Origin of the sequence: Paramagnetospirillum magnetotacticum MS-1 (assembly GCF_000829825.1) — a bacterium.
Classification (GTDB): domain Bacteria; phylum Pseudomonadota; class Alphaproteobacteria; order Rhodospirillales; family Magnetospirillaceae; genus Phaeospirillum; species Phaeospirillum magnetotacticum.
This window is the reverse complement of sequence record NZ_JXSL01000028.1, coordinates 147,369-173,956: the sequence shown is the minus strand read 5'-3', so window position 1 is coordinate 173,956 and position 26,588 is coordinate 147,369. Positions and strand designations below refer to the sequence as shown.

Sequence of the window (26,588 nt, the reverse complement as noted above, 5' to 3'; positions counted from 1 at the left end):
GCCGCTACCTTCCCTGTCCGCTGACCGCGTCCACCATGCCCGAGATCAGGTCGGCGCCATAGAGGGCGTCGAGATCGACGCCTGTGGACGGGACGGGAATGATCCCACGGATCAGCCGTTCGATCTCACGCTCCTGGGCGCGGCGGATGGCTTCGGCCTCGGCCACGCTTTGGGCGGCGAAGGTGAGAGAGGTTCCCGGCACGACGCGCCCCAGCCGGGGCAGATCGGCCGAGATCACCGTGGCGATCTTGGCATAGCCGCCCACCGTCTGATGATCGGCCAGCACGATGATGGGCGCGCCGCTGCCCGGCACCTGGATACAGCCGCTGACCAGCCCGTCTGAGGCAATATCCGCCGAGGCGCGATGAGCCAGTTTGGAGCCTTCCAGGCGCAGGCCCATGCGGTCGGCCTCCTGGGTGACGCGGTAGATTGATGCCAGCAAGGTGGCGACGGCGTCTTGGGTGAAGGCGTCGGCCTGGGGGCCAAGCACCACCCGGATGGGGCCCTGGCCGTAATCCATGGGCTTGGCGAAGGTGACGTCCTCGGCGTCGCGGCATTGGGCGAGGCGGAGCGGGAGGATGGTTCCCGCCGCCGGGGGCCGCCCGCCCAGCGGCCCCAGCCCGGCGCGGCCATAGCTTGACAGGCTGCCCATCACGGGAGCGAGGGCGAAACCGCCCTCGATGGCAAGATAGGCGGTGGATGCCCCGTCCACCGCGCCGACGGTAAGGGTGTCGCCGCGCTTGAGCCGGTGCGAACGGTTGGAGTCTACCGGCCGGGGCGTTCCGCCATCGGCGATGGCCAGCCGGACCTTACCCGATACGGCGATGCGCACCGAGTCCACGGCGACGCGGATCACCGGCCCCATATAGCTGATTTCCAGGCAGGCCTCGCCCGCCGCATTTCCCACCAGGGCATTGGCCAGGCGCAAGCCGATAGTGTCCAGGGCGCCGGACGGGGGCACTCCCAGATCCTGGAAGCCGAAACGGCCCAGGTCCTGGATGGTGGTGAAAAGGCCGGGATGGATGATTTCGAGACCATTGGGCATGGTCAGCTTCCCTCCGGCATCAGCGGGCTGGGATCTTTGCGGGCGGCCTCGAACTCGGCCCGGTCCATGGCGCGAAAGCGCACCCGGTCGCCCGCGGCCAGCAGGGCGGGCGGACTGCGGGTATTGTCGAAGAATCTCACCGGAGTTTGGCCGATCAGATGCCAGCCGCCAGGGCTTTCCCAAGGGTAGACGGCGCATAAGGACTCGGCCACCGCCACCGAGCCCGGCGGCACTTTGAGGCGGGGCGAGGCGCGTCGCGGCTGGCGCAGGGCTTCGGGCAGGCCGCCCATATAGGCGAAGCCGGGCATGAAGCCCAGCATATGAACCGTGAACTCGGTCCCCGTATGCAGGCCGATCATCTGGTCTCGCGACAGACCCGCCCGCTGGCCCAGTTGGTCCAGATCCTCGCCCAGATCCGCGTCATAGCAGGCGGGAATGACCCAGCTTCGGCCCTTGGCCGTGGGTGCCTCGGCGTTTGCGCGGGCCAGGGCAAGGATTTCGGCTTCCAGCCCGGCCCGGTCGGCGGCCAGCGGATCGTATTGGATCATCAGCGAACGGAAGGTGGGAATGGTTTCCACCAGACCGGCAAGGCCGCCGCCTTGGCGGGCAAGGCGCACGGCACCGGCCAGCGCCGTCACCTTTGCATTGGTGACGGGATCGATGGCGTCGCCGAACTCGACATTAAAGGCGGTGTCGCCCAGATCGGTGATGCGAATGGCGTCCTTGGTCATGGCCATAGTGAACCAGGGTTGAAAGCGTCTGACCAGGGGAGATGGATATGACGCAGTTTCGCTTCGGCGCTATGGCGAAACGGAGGTGAAGCATGTAGGCTCGGAGTCAGGTCGTTCCGGTCGCTCCAACGCGCTTCGTGCGCAACCCTTCCAGAATTAAGAGAAGGGGGATAACGCGACCATGGGCCTGGGAGGGTTTAATGCTTGCCTTGATTGCCAATGCCCGGATTCTCATTAAAGTTTTCGTCGCACCCGCCATCTTGATCACCTCGATGCTGGTGCTGGGGGTGGTCTTTCACTTCGCCATGGCGCGGCAGAATCTGGCCATGGACTCCATGGTCAACACCTCCTTCGCCAATAGCCGTGCGGCGGCTGAACTTGATGGAATGGCGGCGACCATCGAGTCGAATCTGTATCGCATTCTGGGCTGGAAGGCGGCCAAGGAGGACAAGGACAAGATCGCCCAGCTGGACAAACAGCTGAACGCCGATGTGAAAGCCTTCAGCGACAAGGCCAACCAATTGCTCAAGGCCATGGCCGCCGAGCCCGCCATGGCCAAGCACGTCAAGGATTACGTCCTGGCCGCCGGTGACGTTCTTGGCATGTATGACAGCGACCATATCACCGCTCTGTCCATGATGGGCGCCACCGAGATCGAATATGACGGGTTGCGCGCCGATCTGAGGGGATTGGCGTCCCAGGCCGCGTCCCGCGCCGCCGAAGATTATCGCGATACCGCTTCCCTGGCCGCGTCCACGGAAGTGAATTATGCCCTGGTCCTCGGAATCTTCCTGCTGATCGGGGCGCTGGCCACTCTGGCCATGGGCCGCATGATCGCCGGGCCGGTGAGCGAGATCACCCGTGTGATGGGCCGCCTGGCTGGCGATGATCTGGACGTGAACGTGCCCTTCCTCGACCGCGGCGACGAAATCGCTGAAATGGCGGCGGCGGTGGAGGTGTTCAAGGCCAACAAGCGCCGCGCCCACGAACTCGAACGGGCCCAGCAGGCCGATCAGGAGGCCAAGGAACAGCGGCGCATCGCCATGGAACAACACGCCGCCCGGTTCGAAGCCAGCGTTACCGGAACCCTGGAGGCGGTGGTCGATGCCTCCGGCCATATGCAAAAGACGGCGGGCGAGATGGCTTCCATCTCCGAGACGGTGAAACTGCAATCCGAGGCCGTGTCCAACGCCGCCGCCCAGGCCTCCGACAATGTCAATTCAGTGGCGGCGGGTGCCGAGGAACTGTCGGCCTCCATCAAGGAAATCGGCCGCCGGGTCAGCCATTCCAGTTCCATGGCCCGTACCGCGGCCCGCGAATCCGAGGAAGCCACCGATATCGTGCGCGGCCTGGCCGAGGCCACTCAGCGCATTGGCGAAGTGGTGGATCTGATCAATTCCATCGCCGCCCAGACCAATCTTCTGGCGCTCAACGCCACCATCGAGGCGGCCAGGGCCGGCGAGGCGGGCAAGGGATTCGCCGTGGTGGCGGGCGAGGTCAAGACCCTGGCCACCCAGACCGCCAGGGCCACCGAGGAGATCGCCAGCCAGATCAGCGTTGTCCAAAGCCGCACCAATGCGGCGGTGGGCGCCATCGCCCATATCAACGGCACCATCACCGAGATCGACGCCATCTCCGCCGAGATCGCCCAGGCGGTGGATCAGCAGGATTCCGCCACCCAGGAAATCGCCCGTAACGTTCAGCAGGCGGCAGTGGGGGCCTTGACGGTGACCGACAGCATCCAGTCGGTGAGTGCGGCGACCTCGTCCAGCGGTCAGATTGCCGCCGACGTCCTGGACTCCGCCCGGCAATTGTCGGCCAAGGCCGATTCGTTGCATGCCGAGGTGGATTCCTTCCTGGCCGCCATCAAGGACGAAGAGCAGATGACCCATAACGACGATTTGGCCTTCGCCGAATTCGTCAAGACCGGGGCCGCCGATCTTTCCCGCCGGTTGGAGAGTGCCGTGGAGCGGGGCGAGATCAGTTTGGAAAAGCTGTTCGACGAAACCTATCAGCCCATCCCAGGCACGTCACCGCAGCAGGTCTCGGCGCCCTTCGCCGATCTCACCGACCGGCTGTTTCCCGAGGTTCAGGAAAAGGCCCTGGTCCAATTCCCCAAGGCGGTGTTCTGCGTCGGCGTCGACCGCAACGGCTATCTGCCCACCCACAACACCAAATTCTCCCAGCCCCAGGGCAGCGATCCGGTGTGGAACGACGCCAATTGCCGCAACCGGCGCATGTTCACCGATCCCACCGGGCTGGCCGCCGCGCGCAATACGTCCAAGCCGTCGCTGGTCCAGACCTATCGGCGGCAGATGGGTGACAAGAGCGTGCTGATGATCGACGTTTCCTCGCCCATCATGGTGAAGGGGCGCCACTGGGGCGCCTTGCGCCTGGGCTATGCCGTGTGAGCAGCATGCGTCAAATGTGATGCATGCCGCGACCTGCGGCCCTTGAGGCCGCGGCCAAGCGCGCACAGGCGCGCGCCCGGTGAGGGGCAAACATAAAGTCTCAGTGCTGTTCCAGCCTGACGACGACGCGCCGGTTGGCGGCTCGGGCCGCCTTGGTGCCGCTGGTGTCGCGCGGCTGTTCCTTGCCGTAGGAAATGGCCGCCATGCGCTCGACCGGCGCGCCATGGACGGCCAGATAGGTCTTCACCGCCTCGGCGCGGCGCTCGCCCAGGGCCAGGTTGTATTCGCGGCTTCCCCGGTCATCGGCATGGCCCGCAAGGATGGCGGTCAGGGTGCTGTTGCGCTTCAACTCCTCGGCCACCCCGTCCAGGATCGCCTTGGCCTTTGCATTCAGATCCAGTCTGTCGCTGTCGAAGGGCAGTTCGATTTCGCGCGCTTCGGCCACTGAGCGGAAATTGGGCGGTGGGCCGGACGGGATTGCGTCCTCCGCCGCGCATGCTGGCGAGGCAAGGGGAGGGGCCGCAACGGCCAAGACGGCGGCGAAACGCAGCAGGACGTTACGGCGGCGCTCGGACATGGCTTTCTCCCGGAATCATTTGGTCTGGGAACTTCATACCCCGAAAATGGCCGAATTATGGGGCCGCATTGCGTGGGCCTGACAAAAAAAGGGACCCGAGGCGCAAGGCCTACGGGTCCCAGGGTTCATCCGGGAGGATGATCTATTTGCGGTTGGACGCATCCCATTGGGCGAAGGTGGAGCCGGACTTGGCCAGCTTCTCCAGCAGAGGGGCGGGGGTCCAGTACTGCGGGTCCAGGGTCTTTTGGAATTCCACGATCTTGTCGTAGATCACCTTCAGGCCGATTGTGTCGGCATAGAACATCGGGCCGCCGCGATAACGGGGATAGCCGTAGCCCGCGGTATAGACCACGTCGATGTCGGAGGCGCGCAAAGCGATGCCTTCTTCCAGCAGCTTGGCGCCTTCGTTGATCATGGAAAAGAGGCAGCGGTCCAGGATCTCCTGCTTGCCCGGCTTGCGGCTCGGCACGTTCAGGCGCTTGCCCTCGGCATGCATCATCTCGATGACCTCGGGGCAGGAGGCGCGCTTGCCGCCCTCATAGCGGTAATAGCCGCGCCCCACCTTCTGGCCCAGCCATTTGTTGGCCACCAGAAGGGTGGAGCAGCGGTAGAAGCTGGGGTCCTTGGGGACCATGTGCGGATTGGCGATGCGGGTGTTCTCGCCCACTTCCACACCGGCCATGTCGTAGACGGCCAGGATGCCCATGGCCATGCCCCATTCCTCCAGCGCGCCGTCCACTTCGGCCGGCGTGGCGCCTTCTTGCACCATGCGCTCGGCCTCGCGGCCATAGGGGTCCATCATGCGGTTGCCGATGAAGCCGTAGCAGACCTTGGAGACCACACCGGTCTTCTTGATCAGCTTGGCCATGTCGAGAGCGGTGAGCAGAACGTCCATGGCGGTCTGCTTGCCCTGAACGATCTCCAGCAGCGGCATCACATTGGCGGGGCTGAAGAAGTGCAGGCCGATGACATCCGCCGGACGCTTGGTGGTATTGGCGATCTCGTCGATGTCGAGCGTCGAAGTATTGGTGCCAAGAATGGCGCCCGCGGGCAGGACGGCGTCGAGCTTGGCGAAGATGTCCTTCTTCAGTTCCATCTTCTCGAACACCGCCTCGATGGCCAGATCGGCATCCTTCAGGGCGGCGTAATCGGTGCTGGCCGAGAGCAGGCCCATGCGGCTTTCAAGCTGTTCCTGCGAGAGCGAGCCGCGCGACACCGAACGCTCGTAGTTCTTGCGGATGACGCCAAGGCCCCGCTGGAGATTCTCGTCCGAGACGTCGATGATGGTCACTGGCACGCCGATATTGGCGAAGCACATGGCGATGCCGCCGCCCATGGTTCCGGCGCCGATAATGCCCACCTTGCGGATGGGGCGCGCCTTGATGTCCTTGGTGATGCCGGGGATCTTGCGCACTTCGCGGTCGGCGAAGAACAGGTGGCGCATGGCGCGGGCCTCGACCGCATGCTCCAACTGCTTGGAGATGTCGGCTTCCAGCTTCAGGCCTTCCTTGAAGGACAGCGAGGTGGTGGCGGCCATGGCTTCCAGCGCTTTTACGGGCGAGGTGCGGTTCTTCATGGTCTTGGCCACCTGGGCCTGCCGGGCGGCGACGATCTCGGCGGCCTTGTCGGCATCCTTGGGGGTCATGTCGCAAGTGCGGCGCACGCCCTTGCCCTCGGCCACCAGCTTCTTGGCAAACGCCAGGGCGGCGGCGTTGAGGTCGCCCGCGGCGATCTCGTCCACCAGACCCAGTTCGAGGGCCTTCGGCGCGGGCAGGGGCTTGCCCGACAGCACCAGATCCATGGCCGCGTCCAGACCGATCAGACGGGGCGCGCGCTGGGTGCCGCCCGCGCCCGGAATGATGCCCAGCGAGAGTTCGGGCAGGCCGATACGCGCGCCCTTGTCGGCAATGCGGTAGTGGCAGGCCATGGCCAGTTCGGTTCCGGCGCCCAGCGCGGTGCCGTGCAACGCGGCGACCACGGGCTTGGCGCAGCTTTCCACCAGATTGAACAGATCCTGGTGGTGAGGGGCCTTGATGCCGGTATCGAATTCGCCGATATCGGCGCCCGCCATGAAGGTGCGCCCGGCGCAAATGACCAGCACAGCGTCAAAATCGGTACGAGCGGCCAGATCGGTGAAGGCCTTTTGCAGCCCGGCGCGCACCGGATAGTCGGCGGCGTTCACGGGGGCCGAGTCGATGGTGACGGTGGCGATACGGTCGGAGACGGAAAGAGTAACGACGTCGCTCATGATGTCGGTTCCTTGAAAGAATTCGTGTCGGTTCGAAATCAGGCGCCAGTGGGTCAGGCGTCAGTGACCTGAAGCACCACGGCCATGGCGGAATCACCTGCGGCGCAGCCGGAGAACAGGCCGTAGCCGCCGCCCTTGAGCGCCAGCTCCTCGATCACCTCGATGATGCCACGCGTGCCCATGGGCGACTGGGGATGGCCCCAGAGCAGGGACGAACCGAAATTGTTGAAGCTCTTCACATCGATTTCCAGCGCGCGGGCGAAGGCGAAATCATTGGCGGTGAAGGGATTGTGCAGTTTGATGACGCTGACCTGGCTCAGGCTGATTCCGGCCTGCTTCAGGGCCGCCTGGGCGGCAGGGGCGGGGGCCTTGGGCATATAGGCGGGCTCGACCCGCTTCTGGCCGAAGCCCAGGATGCGCACGCGGATGGCCTTGTTCTTGGACAACTCACGGGCCTTGTCGGGATTGGCGACGATCAGCGCCGCATTGCCGTCGGCCGGGTGGGTCTGACAGCCGAAGGTGATGGTGCCATCGGGCAGAACCGGCTTCAGCTTGGCCAAGCCCTCGGCGGTGGAGATGGTGACGCCCTCGTCACCGTCCAAGGTCCCGGCGACCTTCTTGAAATTGGGGGTCGGCACGTCGAAGGGCAGCGTCATGAAGCGCTTGAGGAAGGCGCTGTCATTGGCCGTGGCGGCGGCGTACTGCTCCTGGCGATAAAGCACCAGATCATGCTGCTCTTGCGTATTCAGGCCGAATTCGCGGGCGGTGTTCTCGGCGGTGACCAACATGGATTTGGTGGTCACCGGGTCAAAGCCGAAATTGTCCATCACCCAATTCTCGGAATCGCCGGTGCCGCCGGGGGCCGCAGGCTTGGGATAGAACACATGCGGGCCGTTGGAGGTGCGGTCCAGGGTCAGCACCAGGGACACGCCAGCGATGCCGTCATTGACTTCCTGAGTGGCGACCTGGAGACAGCGCACGCCGGTGGCGCAGGCCTGGGAGATGGTCGGGCCGCCCACCTGTCCGGCGCCCAGCATGGAGGCGAGCCAGGGCGTGCCGAAAAACGAGTGCTTCTGCGGCACCGAGATGCCCATCACCGCCGCGTCGAAGACGCTGGCCGGGATCTGCCGCTTGGCCAGTTCGGCCTTGGCCACATGGGCGGCGAATTCCATGGAATGGAGATTGGCATAGGCTCCCTGCCAGCGCGCGAACGGCGTGGACCAATAGCAGCCATAGGGGATCTCGACATTGTACGACATGACGCACTCCCTTGTTTTTATGCCGCGCCTGTGACGCGGTGACACGGGTAGTTCCCGGATTACCACCAGTCTAGCCATCTTCGAAAATGCGGTAAAGGTAAATATTTGCGAACAACAACAGTTGACCTAGTCAACAATCTAGGGCGTGGAAGGTGCCATCCCGAGCGCAGGCGCGGGATCTCCTCCTGGCGCGGCAGTTCCGGTTCGGTGACGTTGTTCCAGGAGGGAATCCCCCCCGCCTGTGGCGTCGGGATGACAATCCGAGAGCTTAGGGGGTGTAGAGGCGGTGCAGCAGGTCGCGCAGAACCGCCCGCTCGGCATCGGACAGCTTGGATGTGATGCGCAGATCATGCTCGGCCACCAGACGCTTCAACTCGGCCAGGGTCTTTTGCCCGGCCTCGGTCAGCATGATGGCATAGGTGCGGCGATCCACGGGCGAGGGGACGCGGCTGGCCAGTCCCTTGCCTTCCAGGGCGTCGATGAGAATCACCGCGCCCGAGCGGTCGATGCCCATGGTGGCGGCCAGCGTGGTCTGGGACAGGCCGGGATTGGCGCCGATGATGGTCATGGCGGCGAACTGGGAGGGCCGGATATCCAGCGAACCCACGGTCCGGACGTAATCCTGATAGACCACCACCTGGGCGCGGCGCAGGCGATAGCCGACGATGTCGTCTAGAATGTCCAGTTCCATGCCCGACAGGGGCGAAGGCGGCGCAGGCAGACCCTTGGCCGACGTCTTGCCGGATGCGGTCTTTCTGGTTCGCGTGGTCGCCAAGTCAGCCTCTTTCGACAATTGCTGGCTCAAATGTGTATTGGTTTTGCGTCCGCCACACAACCGCAATAGGCGACGAATGCAGATTCGTCTATGCTGGCTCACGACTTCGTTGGGAGCGTGCGCGCCGTGAACTGTCCATTTTGTGCCGAGGAAATCAAGGACGAGGCCGTCGTCTGCAAGCATTGCCGCCGAGACCTTTCCATTGTCCGACCAGTGCTTGATCAGTTGCGCGCCATGGCGGCGAAGGTCGAGGCGCTGGAAGAGGCCAAGTCCGAGATCGAGGTCCTGAAGGACCGTATCGCGGCTTTAGAAGCGCGGCCCGTTGACGTCGTTTCCGCCAGCCCCGAGCCCAAGGAGCCGCCAGAACGGCGCAGCCACTGGGGCGAATGGCTGCGCGGCGTGCTGATCGCGCTGTTCTTGCCGGTCATCGCCTTGATGGCCACCCATCTGCTGGTGGTCATGGTGCTGGACCTGAAAACCTGGGTGATCCGCCTTTTATCCCTGCTTCTTCCCTTGCCCTTTGCCGCCATGGCTTCGTTCAAGGGGCGCAACCGGCTGGCCGTTCAGATCATTCTGGGTGCCGTCATCGCCTGTGCCTCGGTCCTGGGCATGCTGGCAATTACCGGCCTGATGGATTCCCAGCCCATCCTGCCCCAGGACGGGCGGGAATGGCGCGAAGTGGTGGAATACGCCTTTTCCATCTTTCTCAGCTATGTCACCGGCGCGCTGATCGTCCATTGGCTGATGCCGCTGAAGTCCGAGCGGGCTGCCGATTCCATGGTGCGCCGCATGGCCGGTTCGCTGGCCAAGCTGACATCACCGGAAAACGAGAGCCGGAGCCAATTGGAAAAGCGCATCCAAACCCTGGCCGGAACCATCGGCACGGTGGTGCCGGTGGTGACGGGCGCGGCCTCCATCATCTCGGGCATGCGCAAATTGTGGGAATGACGCAAGCCGTCATCCCGAGCTGAGGCGAGGGATCTCGTCCTGATCCAGCCTTGCAGAGCCAGCATCGCCCTTCCAGGCGGAGATTCCTCCTCCCGGTGGTCGTCGGAATGACAAATCCTATTTGGTGACCGTCAGTTCCACCGTGGTGCTGCCCGCCCGTCCTTCGCTGTCCTTGACGTCGATGCGGATGGAATGGCGACCGGCGGGTATTTCCGCCTTGGCCATGTCGATGCCGGTGAGAGAGACGAACGGCTTCACCCGGTCGGTGATATCGACGATGGGTGATTTCAGATAGACCACCTTGATGGAGCCGGGCTCGATGGCGGCACCGCCATGGGGTTCGAACTTCACCTTGAGGTCGAAGGGCGACTTGGTTTCGGCCGGGTTGACCAGCTTGACCGTGGGGCCTCTCGTGATGCCGCGCAGGGTCACGCCACCCGCGGCGGCAGGCAGGGCAGCCTCGGCCTCGGTGATCAGGGTCGCGGCCCCGGCTTGCGGGGCCATCAGCAGCAAACCGGCGGCAATCGCCGTGGAGATAAGCCTCATTCCCGTCTCCTGTATTGGTCCTGATATCAAGATTGGGCAGACCGGAGGCGAATGTCGAGTGGCTAAACATATGGGGGGCTTGTTTAGAGTCCTGCCAATTTCCACATAGTAAGTCGGCAGTGCCCCCCTTGCCATGCAAGAGCGGTGGGACACTCCTTAATACAAGGGGGCTTACGATGATTTCCATGGCCGTCCATTCCCTTCATCCCGATGTCCGGCTGGTCACGCCAGCCCAGGCTTCCGAGTGGCTCAACGCGGGTTGGCGCGACGTCTGGCGCAATCCATTGCTCAGTCTAGGCTTTGGAGCGCTTTATGCCGGAATCGGCCTGACGCTCTTCGTGGTGCTCAACGCGCTCGGCATGGGGTCCTTGCTGTTCGCCATGGCGGCCGGTTTCATGCTGGTCGGCCCGCTGGCGGCGGTCTTCCTCTACGAGATCAGCCGCCGCACCGAAACGGGCGAGCCCATCAGCCTCGGTCTGGTGTTGGGTGGCGTCAAATCCCGCCTGGACCAGATCGGCAATATGGGTCTGGTCCTGTCCATCTTGTTGATGGCCTGGCTCTTGGCCGGGCTGGTGGTCTTCGCCCTGTTCTACCCGCCGGGCATGCCCTTGCCGCTGGGCAATTTCATCGAGGATGTGGTGCTGCGTCCCGAATCCTTCCGCTTCCTGATGGTGGGAACCCTGGTGGGCGGCGCGCTGGCGGTGATCGCGTTTTCCATCAGTGTCTTCGCCATGCCCATGTTGCTCGATCGCGATGTGGGCGTCATGGAAGCCATGGAGTTCAGCGTCTATGCCGTGCGGGTCAATTGGCGCACCATGATCGGCTGGGCCGCCACCATCGCCGTGGTGACCTTCTTTGGCATGGCCACCGCCTTCGTCGGCATGATCGTGGCATTGCCCGTGGTGGCCCATGCCAGCTGGCATGCCTATCGCGATGTCATGGGAAGGCATTGAATCTTCACGTCACAGCCCCTTACAACTCCTTCCCTTTCGCGGGTGGAGTGCTGGCGCCGGGTGAGGCAAGGTTGCAGTAGAGTTACTGCAACCTTCTTTGCCGCAGGCCGATCATGGACCCATCCCTTCGAGAGATCATCACCAGCGCGGTGACCGACGCCCGCAAGGGCGGCCTCGATCCCTTCGCGCAGCGCTCCGCCGCCACGGCCGTGCTGACCGCCATGATGCCCAACCTGGATATGGCGACGGTTCAACTGATCGTCGATCAGCTTTATCCCTTGATCTGCGATCTGGGCTCTGCCGCCGCCTGAGGCCGCCGCCCTCTGTCCACATGACCGTGGTCTATGGACACGATCATTCCTGATTTTTCTCCGCGCCGTCCGACTTGCTTCCGCTTTGTCATGAATGTATCATTTTGCCATTCAGCGAAATGACCGTAGCGTTCCCCCATGCTCGAGACATTCGAAACCGTCGCCAAAGCCGTCGCCGATCCCAGCCGGGTCCGTATCCTGAAGCTGCTGGAAAGGGGCGAGCTTTGCGTTTGCCAGATCACCACGGTGCTGGAGCTTGCGCCCGCCACCATTTCCAAGCATCTGGCGGCGCTAAAGACCGCCGGACTGCTTCAGCAGCGCCGGGACGGCAAGTGGGTCTACTATCGCTTGGCCGAACGCGACTTCAACCCTTATGCCCGTTCCTTCCTCGATCTGGTCCGGTCGTCCTTGGAGGATGACCCCACCACGGCCGAGGACCGGCGGGTTCTGGAGGAGGTCAACGCAGTTCCGGTCCAGGTCCTATGCGACCAGGGACGGGCGGCGCTGGTTTCGAATGCTCGGGCGCAATCCACCTGCTGTGGGGGATCACCATGAGCCAGAAGACCTTCAATGTGCTGTTCCTGTGCACCGGCAATTCGGCGCGCAGCATCATGGCCGAAGCCATCCTCAACCGGGAAGGCGGCACCAAGTTCAAGGCGTTCAGCGCCGGTAGCCAGCCCAAGGGACACATCGACCCGACGGTTCTCAATCTGCTGAAGAAGCTGAACTTTCCCACCGATGCCTTCCGGTCCAAGTCGTGGGAGGAGTTCGCCGGGCCGGGCGCGCCCGAGCTGGATTTCGTCTTTACCGTCTGCGACAACGCCGCTGGCGAAGTCTGCCCCGTCTGGCCGGGCCAGCCCATGACTGCCCATTGGGGAGTTCCCGACCCCGTGGCCTGCGAGGGTAGCGTTACCGAGAAGGCGGCGCTGACCGCCGACGTGATGCGCATGCTGAATAACCGTATCAGCATCTTTTCCGCCCTGCCGATCCAATCCCTCGACCGTCTCTCGTTGCAGAAGCACCTGGACGAGATCGGCAAGAGCCGCACCTGACCGCTTCCACAAGGCAAGACCCATGGCCGATTCCGTGACCAATGTCCTCGTGCTGTGTACCGGCAATTCCGCCCGCTCTGTTCTGGGCGAGGCCCTGATCAACCATTTGGGGGGTGGGAAGTGGCGGGCTTTTAGCGCTGGCTCCAATCCCACCGGCAAGGTCAATCCCCTGTCGCTGGAGGTGCTGGCCGAGAAGGGCCTGCCGACCGAGGGCTACCGTTCCAAGTCCTGGGACGAGTTCGCTGCGGCTGGCGCGCCGGTCATGGATCTGGTGATCACCGTTTGCGACAACGCCGCTGGTGAAGTCTGCCCCATCTGGCCGGGCCACCCGTCCAAGGTGCACATGGGGTTTCCCGATCCGGCGGCGGTCGAGGGCAGCCAAGAGGAGAGGCTGGCCGAGTTCCGCAAGGTCTATGCCATGATCGAGGCCAAGGTTCGGCGCCTGATTGAATTGGGCCCGGATCGGGCGGGAGAGGTGTGATGTCTGTCCAATGCGAAGTGGCGGCCAAGCCCGCCATGAACCTGTTCGAGCGCTTTCTGACCCTGTGGGTGGGGCTGTGCATCGTAGCTGGCGTGGCCCTGGGCCATTGGCTGCCCGGCCCCTTCCAGGCCATCGGGCGAATGGAAGTGGCCCAGGTCAATCTGCCAGTGGCGGTGCTGATCTGGCTGATGATCATTCCCATGCTGCTCAAGATCGACTTCGGGGCGCTGCATCAGGTGCGTGAGCATTGGAAGGGCATCGGCGTGACGCTCTTCATCAATTGGGGCGTCAAGCCGTTCTCCATGGCGCTGCTGGGCTGGATTTTCGTCAGCCATCTGTTCAAGCCCTATCTGCCCGCCGATCAGATTGATTCCTATATCGCCGGGCTGATCCTGCTGGCCGCCGCGCCTTGCACCGCCATGGTGTTCGTCTGGTCCAACCTGACCAATGGCGAGCCCCATTTCACCCTGTCACAGGTGGCGGTCAATGATCTGATCATGGTCTTCGCCTTCGCTCCCATGGTCGGGCTGTTGCTGGGCCTGTCCTCCATCACCGTGCCGTGGGACACATTGCTGCTGTCGGTGGTGCTCTACATCGTGGTGCCGGTGATCGTGGCACAACTCTGGCGCAAGGCCCTGCTGGCCCGAGGGCCGCAAGCCCTCGCCGGGACCCTGGCGATGCTGGGGCCGCTGTCCCTGGTGGCGCTGCTCTCCACCCTGGTGCTGCTGTTCGGCTTCCAGGGCGAGCAGATCATTAAGCAGCCCCTGGTCATCGCCATGCTGGCGGTGCCCATCACCATCCAGGTCTATTTCAATTCCGGGCTGGCCTATCTCTTGAACAAGAAGCTGGGTGTCGCCCATTGCGTTGCCGGGCCGTCGGCCCTGATCGGAGCCTCCAACTTCTTCGAACTGGCCGTGGCCGCCGCCATCAGTTTGTTCGGCTTTCAGTCGGGTGCGGCGCTCGCCACCGTGGTCGGCGTGCTGATCGAGGTGCCGGTGATGCTGTCGGTGGTCAAACTCGTCAATGCCAGCAAGGGCTGGTACGAATCCAAGGTGTCATGAGCATGAGCAACCAATCCACCATCACCATCTATCACAACCCGGCTTGCGGGACGTCACGCAACACGCTGGGGCTGATCCGCAATTCGGGAGAGGAGCCCCGGGTCATCGAATATCTGCAGACCCCGCCCAGCCGGGACGAACTGGTGGCTCTGATCGGCCGTATGGGCATTGCCCCCCGCGACCTGCTGCGCAAGAAGGGCACGCCCTATGCGGATCTGGGATTGGACGATGCGGCGCTCGGCGATGACCAATTGATCGACGCCATGATGGCCCATCCCATTCTGATCAACCGCCCCATCGTGGTCACGTCCCTGGGTGTCAAGCTCTGCCGCCCGTCCGAGGTGGTCTTGGACATCCTGCCCCAGCCGCAAAAGGGCGCCTTCACCAAGGAAGATGGGGAGCAGGTGGTGGATGCTCAGGGAAAGCGCCTTTTGTAGGAGAGACCATCATGACAAAGCTCGAAGTCTATGACCCCGCCATGTGCTGCTCCACCGGTGTGTGCGGTCCCGAGGTCGATCCGGCCCTGGTGACTTTCGCCGCCGATCTGAAATGGGTGGCCGAGCAGGGCGTCACCGTCCAGCGCTACAACCTGGGCACCGAGCCCCAGGCCTTTGCCGCCAATCCATTGGTGCTCAAGGAGATGGAGGCGGGCATGGATCGGCTGCCGATCATTGCGGTGGACGGTCACATCGTCTCGACCGGTGTTCACCTGTCGCGCGACCAGTTGGCGGCCAAGCTTGGCTTGACCCCTAAGCCCCGCCTCACGGTCAAGGCCGACGGCTCCTCGTGCTGCTCGCCCAAATCCGGGTGTTGCTGATGGCCCTGCCATCGGTGGACACCCGCATCCTGTTCTTCACCGGCAAGGGCGGCGTGGGCAAGACCTCGCTGTCTTGCGCCACCGGCCTCGCCCTGGCCGAGGCGGGCAAGACGGTCCTGATCGTCAGCACCGACCCGGCGTCGAACCTGGACGAGGTGCTGGGAGCGGCGCTGACCCAGGTTCCGACCGCCATTCCCGGTGCGCCCGGACTGTTCGCCCTCAACATCGACCCCGAAGCCGCCGCGCATGATTACAAGGAGCGGATGGTCGGCCCCTATCGCGGGATTCTGCCCGCCGCCGCCATCGTGGCCATGGAGGAGCAGTTCTCCGGCGCCTGCACGGTGGAGATCGCCGCCTTCGATGAATTCGCCAAACTGCTGGGCGATCCGGCGGCTACCGCCCAGTTCGATCATGTCATCTTCGACACCGCGCCCACCGGTCATACTCTGCGTCTGCTGACCCTGCCGTCCGCCTGGACCGAGTTCATCGCGTCGTCCACCGGCGGGGCCTCCTGCCTTGGGCCACTGGCCGGGCTGGAGAAGCAAAAGGCGCTGTATGCCGCCACCGTCGCTCAACTGGCCGATCCAAAGGCCACCACACTGGTCCTGGTCAGCCGCCCGGAGCATTCGGCCCTGCGCGAGGCCGAACGGACCCGTGGCGAACTGGCCGAACTGGGTGTCAGCAATCTGCGCCTTGCGCTCAACGGCGTCTTCACCGCGGCCAAGCCGGGGGACGCCATCGCCGATGCCATGACGGCGCGCGGTCGTCACGCCCTGGCGGGGATGCCCTCGGGATTGGCCGGGTTGCCCCGTACCGACACGCTATTTCTGCCCAGGGGAACGGTAGGGCTCGATTCGCTTCGGGCCATGGCCGCCGGCAGGCTGACCAGCCCCCCGGCCTACGAGCCCATGCCCAAGATCGCCCTGCCCGGTGGGCTGGAGGCCCTGGTGGCCGAGATCGCCGACGGCGGTCATGGCGTGGTCATGACCATGGGCAAGGGTGGTGTGGGCAAGACCAGTGTTGCCGCCGCCATTGCCATCATTCTGGCGCGCCAGGGCCATCAGGTGACCTTGTCGACCACCGATCCCGCCGCCCATGTTCAAGATGCGGTCGAGGGCAAGGTTCGCGGTCTGACGGTGACCCGCATCGATCCGGAATGGGAAGTGGCCCGTTACCGCGATGAGGTCCTGGCCAAGGCGGGTGGCGATCTCGATATGGCGGGCCGCGCCATGCTGGAAGAGGATCTGCGCTCGCCCTGCACCGAAGAAATCGCGGTGTTCCGCGCCTTTTCCCGCACCGTGGACGAGGGCAAGGACCGCTTCGTCATCCTGGATACGGCGCCCACCGGGCACACCATCTTGCTGCTGGACGCCGCCGAGGCTTATCACCGCGAAGTTCTGCGCACCCAGGCCGAGATGCCCGACGCGGTGCGCTCGCTGCTGCCCCGCCTGCGCGATCCGGTCTTTACCAAGACCATCATCGTCACTCTGGCCGAGGCCACGCCGGTGCACGAGGCAGAGCGGCTTCAGGCCGATCTGGCCCGCGCGGGCATCACGCCCTTTGCCTGGGTGATCAATCAGAGTCTGTTGGCCAGTGGCACCACCGATCCGCTTTTGGCTCAGCGCGGAAAATACGAGGTTCCGTTCATCGAGCGGGTGACCGGAACCTTGTCCACACGGACGGCCTTGATCCCCTGGATGGAAGATGGGGTGGCTAAGGGATGACGATCTTGCCGGGATTCATGATCCCGGCGGGATCGATGGCCCGCTTGACCGCGCGCATCACGTCCAGGGCCTCGCCGTATTCCTCTTCCAAAAAGGCCATCTTGCCATGGCCTACGCCGTGTTCGCCGGTGCAGGTGCCGTCCATGGCCAGGGCGCGCCGCACGATGCGGTGGTTGATGCGCTCGGCCTCGGCGGCTTCCTCGGGGCTGGCCGGGTCGACCAGCAGCATGACGTGGAAATTGCCGTCGCCCACATGGCCGACGATGGCCGAAATCAGCGAGGTGGTCTTTAAGTCCTCCTCGGTCTCCAGCAGACATTCGGCCAGACGCGAAATGGGGACGCAGGCATCGGTGGTCCAGGCGCGGCAGCCGGGACGAAGCGCCACACCGGCGTAATAGGCGTTGTGGCGCGCCGCCCACAGCTTGGTGCGCTCCTCGGTCCCGGTGGCCCATTGGAAGCCTTCGGCCCCGAACTCGGCGGCGATGGCCTCGACCTTTTCCGCCTGTTCGCGCACCGAAGCCGGGCTGCCGTGGAACTCGAAGAACAAGGTGGGAGCCTCTTGGTGACTGGTTTTGGAATAGCGGTTGACGGCGCCCACCATCACCTTGTCCAGGAACTCGATGCGCGCCACCGGCACACCCGACTGGATGGTCAGGATCACCGTGTTGACCGCCGCTTCGATGGAGGGGAAGGGGCAGACCGCCGCCGAGATGGCCTCGGGGATGCCGTGCAGGCGCAGCGTCAGCTCGGTGATGATGCCCAATGTGCCCTCCGAGCCCACGAACAGCCGGGTGAGGTCATAACCGGCCGAGGATTTGCGCGCCCGGCCCGCGGTGCGGATCACCCGGCCGTCGGGCAGAACCACCTGCAGCGACAGCACATTCTCGCGCATGGTGCCGTAGCGCACCGCATTGGTGCCCGACGCCCTCGTGGCCGCCATACCGCCTAAGGAGGCGTCGGCGCCGGGATCGATGGGGAAGAAAAGGCCGGTATCGCGCAGATATTCGTTCAACTGCTTGCGGGTGACGCCGGGCTGGACCGAGACGTCCAGATCCTCCGCCCTCACCTCCAGCACGCGGTTCATGCCGGTGACGTCGATGCAGACTCCACCTTGAAGCGCCGCCACATGGCCTTCCAGCGAGGTGCCGGTGCCGAAGGCGATGACCGGAACGCCACTGCCAGCGCAGGCCTTGACCGCATCCGCCACCTCCTCGGTGCTTTGGGCGAAGACCACCGCCTCGGGCGGGCAGGCGGGGAAGTGGGATTCGTCCTTGCCGTGCTGCTCGCGCACGGGCAGGGCGGTGGAAAAGCGCTCGCCAAAGCGGGCGGACAAATGGGCAAGGAGGTCGTCGGGAAGCGGCATGGAACCGGGCCTTTGTGGTCAGACCACTTAGATTAAGGTTCCTTGCCCGCCCGGCGCAAGGCCAGTGCCAGGATGACGCCGCCCAGGGTGGCGGTGCCCAGCACCAGGGAAGCGGCGGGCCAGCCATGGGCCGAGACGGCGGCGCCCACCACCACGGGGCCCAGCAACTGCCCCCAATTGCTGCCCTGCATGAACAGGCCCAGGGTCACGGGCACCAGGGTAAGGCGTGGCGCATAGATTGAGGCCGAGCCCAGGATGCAGCCGGGCAGCAGACCGGCGCAGGCGCTGACCAGCAGGCACAATCCATAGGCCAGACTGGGTGGCGTCTCGGACGGGAAAATGCCCAGACAGCCCACCATCATCACCGCGAAAGCGGCGGCCATGACCTTGCGCCGGGGAAGGCCTAAGCGAAGCGCCGGGCCGGTGGCCACATTGCCGATGATGTTGACGCCTGCGACACCGGCGGCCATCAGTCCGGCGGTGCCGGGGGTGACGCCCATGCGCTCGATCAGCAAGGTGGGCAGAAAACCGGTCAGCGCCGCATAGGTGGCGGAATAGGGAATGAAGGTGGCGGCCAGCAAAAGCGGCCCCGGCGCTTTCAGCGTATCGGCCACGTCGCGCAGCACGTGGCTTTCCAGGGGGCGCGGCGGCCTCGGCGGCCGGGGCATGCGGTAATGCACCAGCAGGCCGTAGGCAACCAGCAGCCCCGCCATGCCCAGCCACAATCCGCGCCAGCCCAGCAGCGGCAGGGCGGGGGCGGCGGTCATGGACACCGCCATGCCGAAGGGCATGAAGGCGCCCCACAGGCCAAAGGCCATCTGACGCTGGGCGGGGGTGGACAGCAAGGTGATCAGCGCCGGTGCGGCGATGACCACCAGCATATAGCCGATCCCTTCCACCACACGGGCCGCCAGCAGGCCGGGAAAACCGGGAAGAACGCCGCCCGCCAGACTGCCCAGCGCCAGGATGAACAGCCCCACCGGCAGCAAACGGCGCGAGCCCAGACGGGTGACCATGGTGCCCATGCCCGCACCCACGCCAGCGCCCATCACGGCGAAGATGGACAAGATCCAGGCGGCCTGGGACAGGTCGAGGCCCATCTCGGCCCGGATGAAGGGCAGGGCGATGGGGGCCTTGCCCACTTGGAACGCGGCGGCGACGCCCGCTCCCACCGCCATCAGGATGGCGGGCCAGGACGTCCTTTCGGGATTCATCTACTTGGAATTACCGGGAGGCAGGACCTTGAGCCATGGCGCGCCTGCCCAAGGGGCAAGCATGGCCTGGGTCATGCTGCTCCACAAGGTCCAGGGGTTGCTCCAGGCGCCCGACAACAGGGCTTCGGCCGCCTGGAATGATGGCGTGGCCGAGAGATGAATACTCATATGCTCGGCCCCGCCATCGGGATCCTGGCGATGGACGATCTCCATGCGAAGGTTGGGCAGGTTGCCAACGATGCGGGTTTCGTCCTTCACCATGAGCTCCAGTTCTAGTTCTTGACGGTCTTGCGGCAGGCCGTGGCGGCGCGGCGGCAGGCCTCGGCGCATTCCTTGAGGCGCACATCCTCCTTGGACAGCTTCTCACAGGCGCTGGCGCATTTGTCGTTGATCTCGGCCGTCACCTGACAGATGAGATGGTGCAGGCGCGACGAACGCAGCATGAAGTCGGCGGCGGTCTCGTTGATGTCGGCGCAGTCGAGCAGCAACTGGATCAGTTCCCACTCGGCGGAATGTCCGCCTTGCTGCATGCCGTGGATGACGGATTCGGTACAGGCCCGGTGGGCCAGATCACAGGCGTCGATGGTATCGGACAAAGGCATGGTCGTTTCTCCCCCCTGATTCCCGAACCTTAAGATGATGGGCCGGACGAACCGGCCCATTTCCTTGGTAATCCTGGACCGGCCATACGTCAATCTGCGTAATCGTATTTGCCGCCCTTCCAAACATACATGACGTATCCGGGAGCGGCGACGTCACCCTTGGCATCGAAGCCGATCTTGCCGATGGCGGTGTCGAACTTTTCGGCGCGAAGCACGGCGGCGACCTTCTTCCACTCGGTGGACTTGGCCTTCTCGGCTGCCTGGACCCAGGCCTGAATGGTGCCGTAGGTGTACAGCGTATAGGCCTCCGGCTCGTATTTCTGGGCGCGGTAGTATTTGACCAGATCGGCGTTGGCGGGGTTTTTGCGCGGGTCGGGGCTGAAAGTCATCATGGTGCCCTCGCCCGCGGTGCCGGTGATGGCCCAGTATTCCTCGGTCACCAGGGCGTCGCCGCCCATCAGCCGGGTGGCCATGCCCTGATCGCGCAATTGGCGGACGATCAGACCGGCTTCGGTCTTGTAGCCGCCGAAATAGAGCAGATCGACCTTGGCCGCCTTCAGCTTGGTCACCAGGGCGGAATAGTCCTTTTCACCCGCCGAGACCGCCTCGTACAGCGCGGTCTTGATTCCGGCCTTGGCCAGAGCATCGCGAGTCTGGTCGGCCAGGCCCTTGCCGTAGGCGGATTTGTCGTGGACCACGGCCACCACCTTGTCCTTCATATGGGCGGCGATGTATTCGGCGGCGATGACGCCTTGCTGGTCGTCGCGGCCGCAGGTGCGGAAGACGTTGGGCAGGCCGCGCTCAGTGAACTTGGGGTTTGTGGAGGCGGGCGAGATTTGCAAGATGCCAGTCTCGGCATAGACCTCGGATGCGGGGATGGACGAGCCCGAGCAGAAATGCCCGACCACGAAGGGAACCTTCTTGGCGGCCATTTCATTGGCCACCGCCACCGCCTGCTTGGGGTCGCAGGCATCATCGCCCAGGCTGAGCGCCAGTTTCTGGCCCAAGACGCCGCCCTTGGTGTTGATGTCCTCCATGGCCTTCATGGCGCCGCGCTTGAACTGCTCGCCGAAGGCCGCCTCGCTGCCCGACAGCGGTCCGGCCACGCCGATGGTGATGTCGGCCCGCGCCGTTCCGGCCGCCAGCAGCGCCGCCACCAAGGTGATGCCCTTAAACCCGATCCTGCTCATGTTCGGCTCCTCCCATGGATGCGAAATTGTGCGCAGGTAGTCTACCAGCGGATGGCTTCGGCGCCACATCGGAATGGCGGGTGAATTGTCACTTGAAAAGCGATATCGCTACGATATACAAAATAACGGCGCGCCCGATTTGCGGCGCTGACGGAATACGGAGTGAATTCCATGTCTGAAGAGACAAAGGTCAAGGCTGACAAGCCTAAGGCGGAGTCTGCCGCGGCCAAACCTGCCAAGGCTCCGGCAAAGCCCAAGGCCGTCAAGGCCCCGGCTAAGCCCGAGACACCCAAAGTCCCGGCCAAGCCCGTGGTCGCCGAGGCTGCGGCCAAGCCTGAAACCCCGAAGGCTGCAGCCAAGCCCGAGACCGTCAAGGCCGACAAGAAGGACGACAAGCCCAAGAAAGACAAGAAGGATAAGAAGAAGGACAAGAAGAAGGACAAGCGCAAGAAGGAAGCGGTGATTATCCGTTTCGAGGATTCCCAGCTGCCCCAGATTGACGCCAAGGCCGATGCCCTGGGCCTTTCACGGGCCGCTTGGGTGCGCATGGTGGTTGCTCAGGCTCTGGCCAAGGGCTGACCATGTGCTGAATGGTGCCGTCATCCTGACGCCCCTGGGCGGAGGGATCTCCGCTTGGAGCGATGTTTTCCACCAGGAAATGCCGTTCCAGGATGAGATCCCTCGCGGGCGGACGGCCCAAACCTCAGACCGGCATCTTCATCGGCAGGGATGACGGGCGCTTGCCGCTTCTCAGGAACTCGGTCAGTTCCTCGGCGGGCATGGGATGGGCGAACAAGAAGCCCTGGACCATGTCGAAATCGTATTTGCCCAGATGAGCCAATTGCTCCTCGGTCTCGATGCTGGGGGCCACCACGGACAGATGGAGGCCGCGCGCCACCGCAACGATGGCGGTAACGATCTCGGATTCCTCGGCGCCCGCCGCGGCGTCGCGTACGAAGCCCTGATCGATCTTCAAGGTATTGCTGGGCAGCTTGCGCAGGAAGGAGAAGGACGAATATCCCGAGCCGAAGGCGTCGATGGCCATGCGCACGCCCAAAGACTTGAACTGGGTGAAGATGGCGTCCACATCCTGGCCCTTGTCGATGATGGCGCTTTCCGGCACGTCCAGTTCCAAGGCGCCCGGCGGCAATCCGCTGGCTTCGAGGGCCGAGGCGATATCTTCGATCAGTTCGGGCGCCCTGAGCTGGCGGTTGCTGAGATTGACGCCGACCTTGAGGCCGGAATATCCGGCGTCCAGCCAGGACTTGGTCTGGCGGCAGGCCTCCTCCAGCACGAATTTGCCCACCGGTCCGATCAGGCCCGTTTCCTCGGCCAGCGGCAGGAACTGGTTGGGCATGATCAGGCCGAAATCCTGGTGACGCCAGCGCAGCAGGGCCTCGACCGCCACCACCTGGCCGGAACGGGCGTCGAATATGGGCTGGTAGTGCAGCAGGAATTCCTGGCGTTCCACCGCATGGCGCAACGCGCTTTCCAGGGCAAGGCGTTCGAAGGCCTGGGCATTGATGCTTTCCGAGTGGAAACGGCAGGCGTTGCGGCCCTGATGCTTGGCCCGGTACATGGCCGCGTCGGCCAGTTTGATCAGGGTTTGGGCGTCGCCACTATCGGATGGATAGAGCGCCACGCCGATGGACGACGAGATGCGGGCCTCATGACCTTGCAGGTCGAAGGGCTCGGCCATCAGGGACAGGATTTTATGGGCCACCACGGCGCAATCGCGGGGTTCCGTGATCTCTTCCAAGATGACGGTGAATTCGTCGCCCGCCAGCCGGGCCACGGTGTCGCCCTGGCGAACGCAGGATGACAGGCGCTCGGCCACCTGCTGCAGCAAGATGTCGCCAGCCAGATGGCCCAGCGTATCGTTGACCTGCTTGAAGAAGTCCAGGTCGATGAACAGCAGGGCGACGATGGTCTGATTGCGGTGGGCGCGGGTCAGGGCCCGCGACAGACGCTCTTGGAACAAGGTGCGATTGGGCAGCCGCGTCAGAGGGTCGTGATTGGCCTGATAGTTGAGCCGCTCCTCGTCCTGCTTGCGCGACGTGATGTCGGAGAACACCGCCACGTAATTGGTCAGATCGCCCCGCTCGTCGCGCACCACCGAGATGTTCAGCCACTCGGCGAACATTTCGCCCGTCTTGCGGCGATTCCAGATTTCGCCCTGCCATTTGCCGGTTTCAGCCAGGGTCTTGAAGACTTGATCATAGAATTCCGGCTTATGGCGGCCCGAGGCCAGAAATTTCGGAGTCCGTCCGATGACTTCATCGGCGGGATAGCCGGTCAGTTCGGTGAAGGCCGGGTTGACGTGGATGATGCGGCGCTTTTCGTCGGTGACGAACAGTCCCTCGCCCGTGCTTTCAAAGACCGTGGCGGCCAGACGCATATGGTCTTCGAGGCGCTTTTTCTCGGTGACGTCTTCCACCACCGCCACGGTGAAGCGAAGCTCGTTGTCGGAGCCCTCGCGCATGGCGGTGATGGTCAGGCGCACCCAGACCGCAGCACCGTCGCGGCGAATATAGCGCTTGGTCAGTTCATAGCTGTCGATCCGTCCGGCCATCATGTCTTCGCGCATCTGACTGTGCGTGTCGATGTCGTCGGGATGGGTGAGATCGCGATAGGTCATGGTCTGCAGTTCGGCATCGGAATAGCCGACCATGGCGCAGAAGGCGGGGTTGCAGTGGATATAGGCGCCGCGGGCATCCGACAGGACGACGCCAGTGCCCGCATTGTCGAACAGGGCGCGGAAGCGCGATTCGCTCTGGCGCAGCGCGGCGTCGGCGGTGGACCGGCCAATGGCATAGCGGATGGCGCGGCGCACCAGTTCGCCGTCACCTTGGCCCTTGACCAGATAGTCCTGGGCGCCCTGGCGCAGGGCCTCCAGGGCTAGGCCTTCGTCCGAGGTGCCGGTCAGGACCACCACCGGAACGCTGGGGCTGGCGGCGCGCAGCCGGGCCAGGCTTTCCATGCCGAAGGAATCGGGCAGCGAGAGATCGAGAAGGACCACGTCGATGGGCTGGGCCTGCAACGCCGCCAGTCCCTCGGACAGGCGGGCGGCCTTGACCACCTTGAACGGGCGGGCCGGGTCTTCGTGGAGATAGAGTTCCACCAGCCGCGCATCACCGGGATTATCCTCGACCACGAGGACGGTGAGTGCCAAAGGCGGGGGAGGGCGGTCACTCATGGCGTGCTGCTCAGCGCGGCGGCAGCGTGACCACCGAGCACCAGTATTCCTCAATGGATCTGACGACGGAGATGAAGCGGTCCAGGTCCACGGGCTTGGTGATGTAGCAATTGGCGTGCAGATCGTAGCTGCGCAAAATGTCCTGCTCCGCCTGGGAGGTGGTCAGAACCACCACGGGAATACGGCGCAGATCCTCGTCCGCCTTCAACTCGGCCAGGACCTGGCGCCCATCCTTGCGGGGAAGGTTGAGGTCGAGAAGGATCAGGTTGGGCCTGGGCGAACCCGCATATTGCCCCTCGCGGCGCAGGAAGGACATGGCCTCCACCCCATCGACCACCACTTTCAGGCGGCTGGTCATACGACCTTCCTTCAGGGCTTCCTGGGCCAGCCGGGCATCGCCGGGATTGTCCTCGACCAACAGGATTTCGAATGCTTCGGGTGCGCTACGCAGGGTCAAGACCAACTCCCCTTATCCCGTCCCACGGGCTGAGCCAAAACTATATTACGGGTTTTGCCCTATGGAAACCGGCTTGCGCGCAAAATGTATCATTTCCCGACGAATATTTTTGCCGAGAGTATGCCCGATGCCAGGTTGATAATCCTTGGGCGCCTCATCACCTACGGGGGAAGGGCCGCCGAACCTTGGCGGAACCGCTTGGCGACAGCGGGAGGAAACATGAGACGGACATTGCTTTTCACGGCCTTAGGGCTGGTGTTCGCGGGCACTTCCGCGCTGGCCGCGGAACTGGTCATTCCCATCAACGCCATCAATACCGAGGGCGTCGGCGCCATTATTGGCAGCGTCAAGGTCAAGGATGGCAAGGGTGGCATGACGGTGACGCCCAAGCTTTCCGGGCTGACGCCCGGCCCTCACGGCTTTCACGTTCACGAGAATCCAAGCTGTCAGCCCAAGGAGCAGGATGGCAAGATGGTTCCCGGCCTGTCGGCTGGCGGACACTTCGACCCGGCCAAGGCGGGCAAGCACGAAGGCCCCTGGGGGCACGGACACCAGGGAGACCTGCCAGCCCTGGCGGTCAATGGCGACGGGAACGCCACCGACGCGGTGGTGGCTTCCATGCTTAAAGTGGCCGATCTCAAGGGCCGCGCCATCGTCATCCACGCGGGAGCCGACAATTATTCCGACCAGCCCAAGCCGCTGGGCGGCGGCGGCGGCCGGGTGGCCTGTGGTGTCGTGCCTTCCAAGTAGCGGATCGCGGAAAAAGTCGCCGAGGGGGCGGTATCGCGCCAATCCCCCTCGGCCCAACGCCCCTTGAAAGGGCCGTCAGATGATTTCCTCGCCCTCGTGGCAATAGGCGCGAAGCGCGGGGATGTCGGCGATGGAGACGGCATTGCCGTCCACCACCACGCCCTGGCTCTTGAGATGGCCGAAGGCGCGCGACAGGGTTTCCGGCCGCACGCCGACCCTGGCCGCGATGACGCTCTTGCTGTGAGGCAGCCTGACGATGGTCGAGCCTTCGCGCCGGGCGGTCAGGCCGATCAGATACAGGGCCAGACGCTGGGCCGCCGATTTCAGCTTCAGATCCTTGACCTCGCGCACCAGGGTGCGGAAGTGCCGCGACAGCGAGGTCAGCATGATATAGGCCAGATCGGATTTTTCCCGCACATTGCGGCGAAAACGCTCACCCGGCAGTGTCAGGATGCGCGAGGGCTGCAACGCCACGGCGCTCATCAGGAAGGGCTTTTCGGTCAGCACCGCCGCCGCGATGAACATTTCGCCCGATTTGAGGATCTCCACCATGGTCTCGCCGCCATCGGCCACGGTTCCGGTCAGGCCAACCTGACCGTCCAGCACCACGCGCAACGCGTCGGCCGCATCGCCCTGGCGGAAGATGATGTCGTTGCGCGCATATCGGATCACTGCGGAATCCGTGGTGATCTCGGCCAGGATGGCCGGACTGAGATCGCTGAACAGGGGCAGGCGCGCCAGAGCGGCCAGATCCTCCGGCCGCAGATTATGTCCCTCGGTGCCGCCGTGTGCCCGCAAATGTGCGTTCATATCCGTCCTGGCGCGTTTTCACCTTGTGCCAGAATGGGAAAGAACCGGGGGCGGACACATGACCCCG

At 64.1% G+C, this 26,588-nt stretch carries 28 protein-coding genes; 13 read left to right on the top strand and 15 right to left on the bottom strand.

The annotated features are described in order from the left end of the window. Nucleotides 1-4: 4 nt before the first annotated feature. Nucleotides 5-1,045, bottom strand: a complete 1,041-nt coding sequence (locus tag CCC_RS12400; RefSeq protein WP_009867466.1) for a 5-oxoprolinase subunit C family protein — start codon at nt 1,043-1,045, stop codon at nt 5-7. A 2-nt stretch (nt 1,046-1,047) separates the two neighbouring features. Beyond that, nucleotides 1,048-1,776, bottom strand: a complete 729-nt coding sequence (gene pxpB / locus CCC_RS12395; RefSeq protein WP_041041715.1) for a 5-oxoprolinase subunit PxpB — start codon at nt 1,774-1,776, stop codon at nt 1,048-1,050. Nucleotides 1,777-1,976: 200 nt separating this feature from the next. On the opposite strand from pxpB, the gene CCC_RS12390 reads away from it, so the two are divergent. Next, nucleotides 1,977-4,187 (top strand): methyl-accepting chemotaxis protein, encoded by a 2,211-nt coding sequence (locus tag CCC_RS12390; protein WP_009869489.1) that lies wholly within the window; start codon nt 1,977-1,979, stop codon nt 4,185-4,187. Nucleotides 4,188-4,287: 100 nt separating this feature from the next. Here the strand turns inward: CCC_RS12390 and CCC_RS12385 are convergent, their stop codons facing one another. The 4 genes from CCC_RS12385 to CCC_RS12370 all read right to left on the bottom strand — a co-directional run bounded on the left by CCC_RS12385 (nt 4,288) and on the right by CCC_RS12370 (nt 9,046). Then, a complete protein-coding gene (locus tag CCC_RS12385; RefSeq protein ID WP_052473177.1) occupies nt 4,288-4,764 on the bottom strand; it encodes an OmpA family protein in 477 nt (158 codons plus the stop codon). A gap of 142 nt (nt 4,765-4,906) precedes the next feature. Then, a complete protein-coding gene (locus CCC_RS12380) occupies nt 4,907-7,012 on the bottom strand; it encodes a 3-hydroxyacyl-CoA dehydrogenase NAD-binding domain-containing protein (RefSeq protein ID WP_041041643.1) in 2,106 nt (701 codons plus the stop codon). Between the two features lie 53 nt (nt 7,013-7,065). Continuing rightward, entirely contained in the window at nt 7,066-8,271 is a 1,206-nt protein-coding gene (locus CCC_RS12375) for a thiolase family protein (protein WP_009869493.1), read from the bottom strand. A 268-nt stretch (nt 8,272-8,539) separates the two neighbouring features. Further along, nucleotides 8,540-9,046, bottom strand: coding sequence for a MarR family winged helix-turn-helix transcriptional regulator (locus CCC_RS12370; protein WP_052473174.1), 507 nt, complete (start codon nt 9,044-9,046; stop codon nt 8,540-8,542). A 126-nt stretch (nt 9,047-9,172) separates the two neighbouring features. Here CCC_RS12370 and CCC_RS12365 point away from each other — a divergent pair, with 126 nt between their 5' ends. Further along, nucleotides 9,173-9,994 carry a hypothetical protein gene (locus CCC_RS12365; RefSeq protein ID WP_160295533.1) on the top strand — a complete coding sequence of 274 codons (822 nt, stop codon included), beginning with the start codon at nt 9,173-9,175 and terminating at the stop codon, nt 9,992-9,994. A 117-nt stretch (nt 9,995-10,111) separates the two neighbouring features. Here CCC_RS12365 and CCC_RS12360 read toward each other — a convergent pair whose 3' ends face one another. After that, the gene (locus CCC_RS12360) at nt 10,112-10,540 is read right to left on the bottom strand and encodes a hypothetical protein (protein ID WP_009869496.1); all 429 of its coding nucleotides are present in this window, start codon (nt 10,538-10,540) and stop codon (nt 10,112-10,114) included. Nucleotides 10,541-10,716: 176 nt separating this feature from the next. Between CCC_RS12360 and CCC_RS12355 the strand changes: the two genes are divergently transcribed. From CCC_RS12355 to arsA, 9 genes are all read left to right on the top strand, one after another. Further along, nucleotides 10,717-11,493 (top strand): DUF2189 domain-containing protein, encoded by a 777-nt coding sequence (locus tag CCC_RS12355; RefSeq protein WP_041041639.1) that lies wholly within the window; start codon nt 10,717-10,719, stop codon nt 11,491-11,493. 113 nt (nt 11,494-11,606) lie between these two features. Beyond that, nucleotides 11,607-11,804, top strand: coding sequence for a hypothetical protein (locus tag CCC_RS12350; RefSeq protein WP_009869498.1), 198 nt, complete (start codon nt 11,607-11,609; stop codon nt 11,802-11,804). A 138-nt stretch (nt 11,805-11,942) separates the two neighbouring features. After that, nucleotides 11,943-12,359, top strand: a complete 417-nt coding sequence (locus CCC_RS12345; RefSeq protein ID WP_009869499.1) for an ArsR/SmtB family transcription factor — start codon at nt 11,943-11,945, stop codon at nt 12,357-12,359. Next, nucleotides 12,356-12,856: an arsenate reductase ArsC gene (locus CCC_RS12340; RefSeq protein ID WP_009869500.1), complete on the top strand. Its 501-nt coding sequence runs from the start codon at nt 12,356-12,358 to the stop codon at nt 12,854-12,856. The genes CCC_RS12345 and CCC_RS12340 overlap by 4 nt, the downstream gene beginning before the upstream one ends. 22 nt (nt 12,857-12,878) lie before the next feature. Further along, a complete protein-coding gene (locus CCC_RS12335) occupies nt 12,879-13,337 on the top strand; it encodes an arsenate reductase ArsC (RefSeq protein ID WP_009869501.1) in 459 nt (152 codons plus the stop codon). Between the two features lie 35 nt (nt 13,338-13,372). After that, nucleotides 13,373-14,398 (top strand): ACR3 family arsenite efflux transporter, encoded by a 1,026-nt coding sequence (gene arsB, locus CCC_RS12330; RefSeq protein WP_041041710.1) that lies wholly within the window; start codon nt 13,373-13,375, stop codon nt 14,396-14,398. Between the two features lie 2 nt (nt 14,399-14,400). Further along, a complete protein-coding gene (arsC, locus tag CCC_RS12325) occupies nt 14,401-14,835 on the top strand; it encodes an arsenate reductase (glutaredoxin) (protein WP_041041637.1) in 435 nt (144 codons plus the stop codon). 11 nt (nt 14,836-14,846) lie between these two features. Next, a complete protein-coding gene (gene arsD, locus CCC_RS12320; protein WP_009869504.1) occupies nt 14,847-15,215 on the top strand; it encodes an arsenite efflux transporter metallochaperone ArsD in 369 nt (122 codons plus the stop codon). Next, on the top strand, nt 15,185-16,939 hold the full coding sequence (gene arsA / locus CCC_RS12315) for an arsenical pump-driving ATPase (protein ID WP_456095277.1): 1,755 nt from the start codon (nt 15,185-15,187) through the stop codon (nt 16,937-16,939). Before arsD ends, arsA begins: the two co-directional genes overlap by 31 nt. On the opposite strand, the gene CCC_RS12310 is transcribed toward arsA, so the two are convergent. From CCC_RS12310 to CCC_RS12290, 5 genes are all read right to left on the bottom strand, one after another. Beyond that, complete coding sequence (locus CCC_RS12310) at nt 16,929-18,302, bottom strand: FAD-binding oxidoreductase (protein ID WP_009869506.1); 1,374 nt, start codon at nt 18,300-18,302, stop codon at nt 16,929-16,931. The two genes, arsA and CCC_RS12310, sit on opposite strands and share 11 nt — an antisense overlap. A 32-nt stretch (nt 18,303-18,334) precedes the next feature. Then, nucleotides 18,335-19,516 carry an MFS transporter gene (locus tag CCC_RS12305; RefSeq protein WP_009869507.1) on the bottom strand — a complete coding sequence of 394 codons (1,182 nt, stop codon included), beginning with the start codon at nt 19,514-19,516 and terminating at the stop codon, nt 18,335-18,337. Beyond that, nucleotides 19,517-19,777: a hypothetical protein gene (locus tag CCC_RS12300; protein ID WP_009869508.1), complete on the bottom strand. Its 261-nt coding sequence runs from the start codon at nt 19,775-19,777 to the stop codon at nt 19,517-19,519. An 11-nt stretch (nt 19,778-19,788) separates the two neighbouring features. Then, complete coding sequence (locus CCC_RS12295; protein ID WP_009869509.1) at nt 19,789-20,118, bottom strand: four-helix bundle copper-binding protein; 330 nt, start codon at nt 20,116-20,118, stop codon at nt 19,789-19,791. 89 nt (nt 20,119-20,207) lie between these two features. Further along, the gene (locus CCC_RS12290) at nt 20,208-21,308 is read right to left on the bottom strand and encodes a branched-chain amino acid ABC transporter substrate-binding protein (RefSeq protein ID WP_009869510.1); all 1,101 of its coding nucleotides are present in this window, start codon (nt 21,306-21,308) and stop codon (nt 20,208-20,210) included. A 171-nt stretch (nt 21,309-21,479) separates the two neighbouring features. On the opposite strand from CCC_RS12290, the gene CCC_RS22435 reads away from it, so the two are divergent. Beyond that, nucleotides 21,480-21,887 (top strand): hypothetical protein, encoded by a 408-nt coding sequence (locus CCC_RS22435; RefSeq protein WP_041041635.1) that lies wholly within the window; start codon nt 21,480-21,482, stop codon nt 21,885-21,887. 124 nt (nt 21,888-22,011) lie between these two features. Here CCC_RS22435 and CCC_RS12280 read toward each other — a convergent pair whose 3' ends face one another. After that, nucleotides 22,012-24,504 carry an EAL domain-containing protein gene (locus CCC_RS12280; protein WP_041041633.1) on the bottom strand — a complete coding sequence of 831 codons (2,493 nt, stop codon included), beginning with the start codon at nt 24,502-24,504 and terminating at the stop codon, nt 22,012-22,014. A gap of 10 nt (nt 24,505-24,514) precedes the next feature. Next, nucleotides 24,515-24,961 carry a response regulator gene (locus CCC_RS12275; RefSeq protein ID WP_008617824.1) on the bottom strand — a complete coding sequence of 149 codons (447 nt, stop codon included), beginning with the start codon at nt 24,959-24,961 and terminating at the stop codon, nt 24,515-24,517. Between the two features lie 219 nt (nt 24,962-25,180). On the opposite strand from CCC_RS12275, the gene sodC reads away from it, so the two are divergent. Continuing rightward, nucleotides 25,181-25,711: a superoxide dismutase family protein gene (gene sodC, locus CCC_RS12270; RefSeq protein ID WP_041041631.1), complete on the top strand. Its 531-nt coding sequence runs from the start codon at nt 25,181-25,183 to the stop codon at nt 25,709-25,711. Between the two features lie 75 nt (nt 25,712-25,786). Here the strand turns inward: sodC and CCC_RS12265 are convergent, their stop codons facing one another. Continuing rightward, on the bottom strand, nt 25,787-26,521 hold the full coding sequence (locus CCC_RS12265) for a cyclic nucleotide-binding domain-containing protein (protein ID WP_009869515.1): 735 nt from the start codon (nt 26,519-26,521) through the stop codon (nt 25,787-25,789). Nucleotides 26,522-26,588 lie beyond the last annotated feature (67 nt).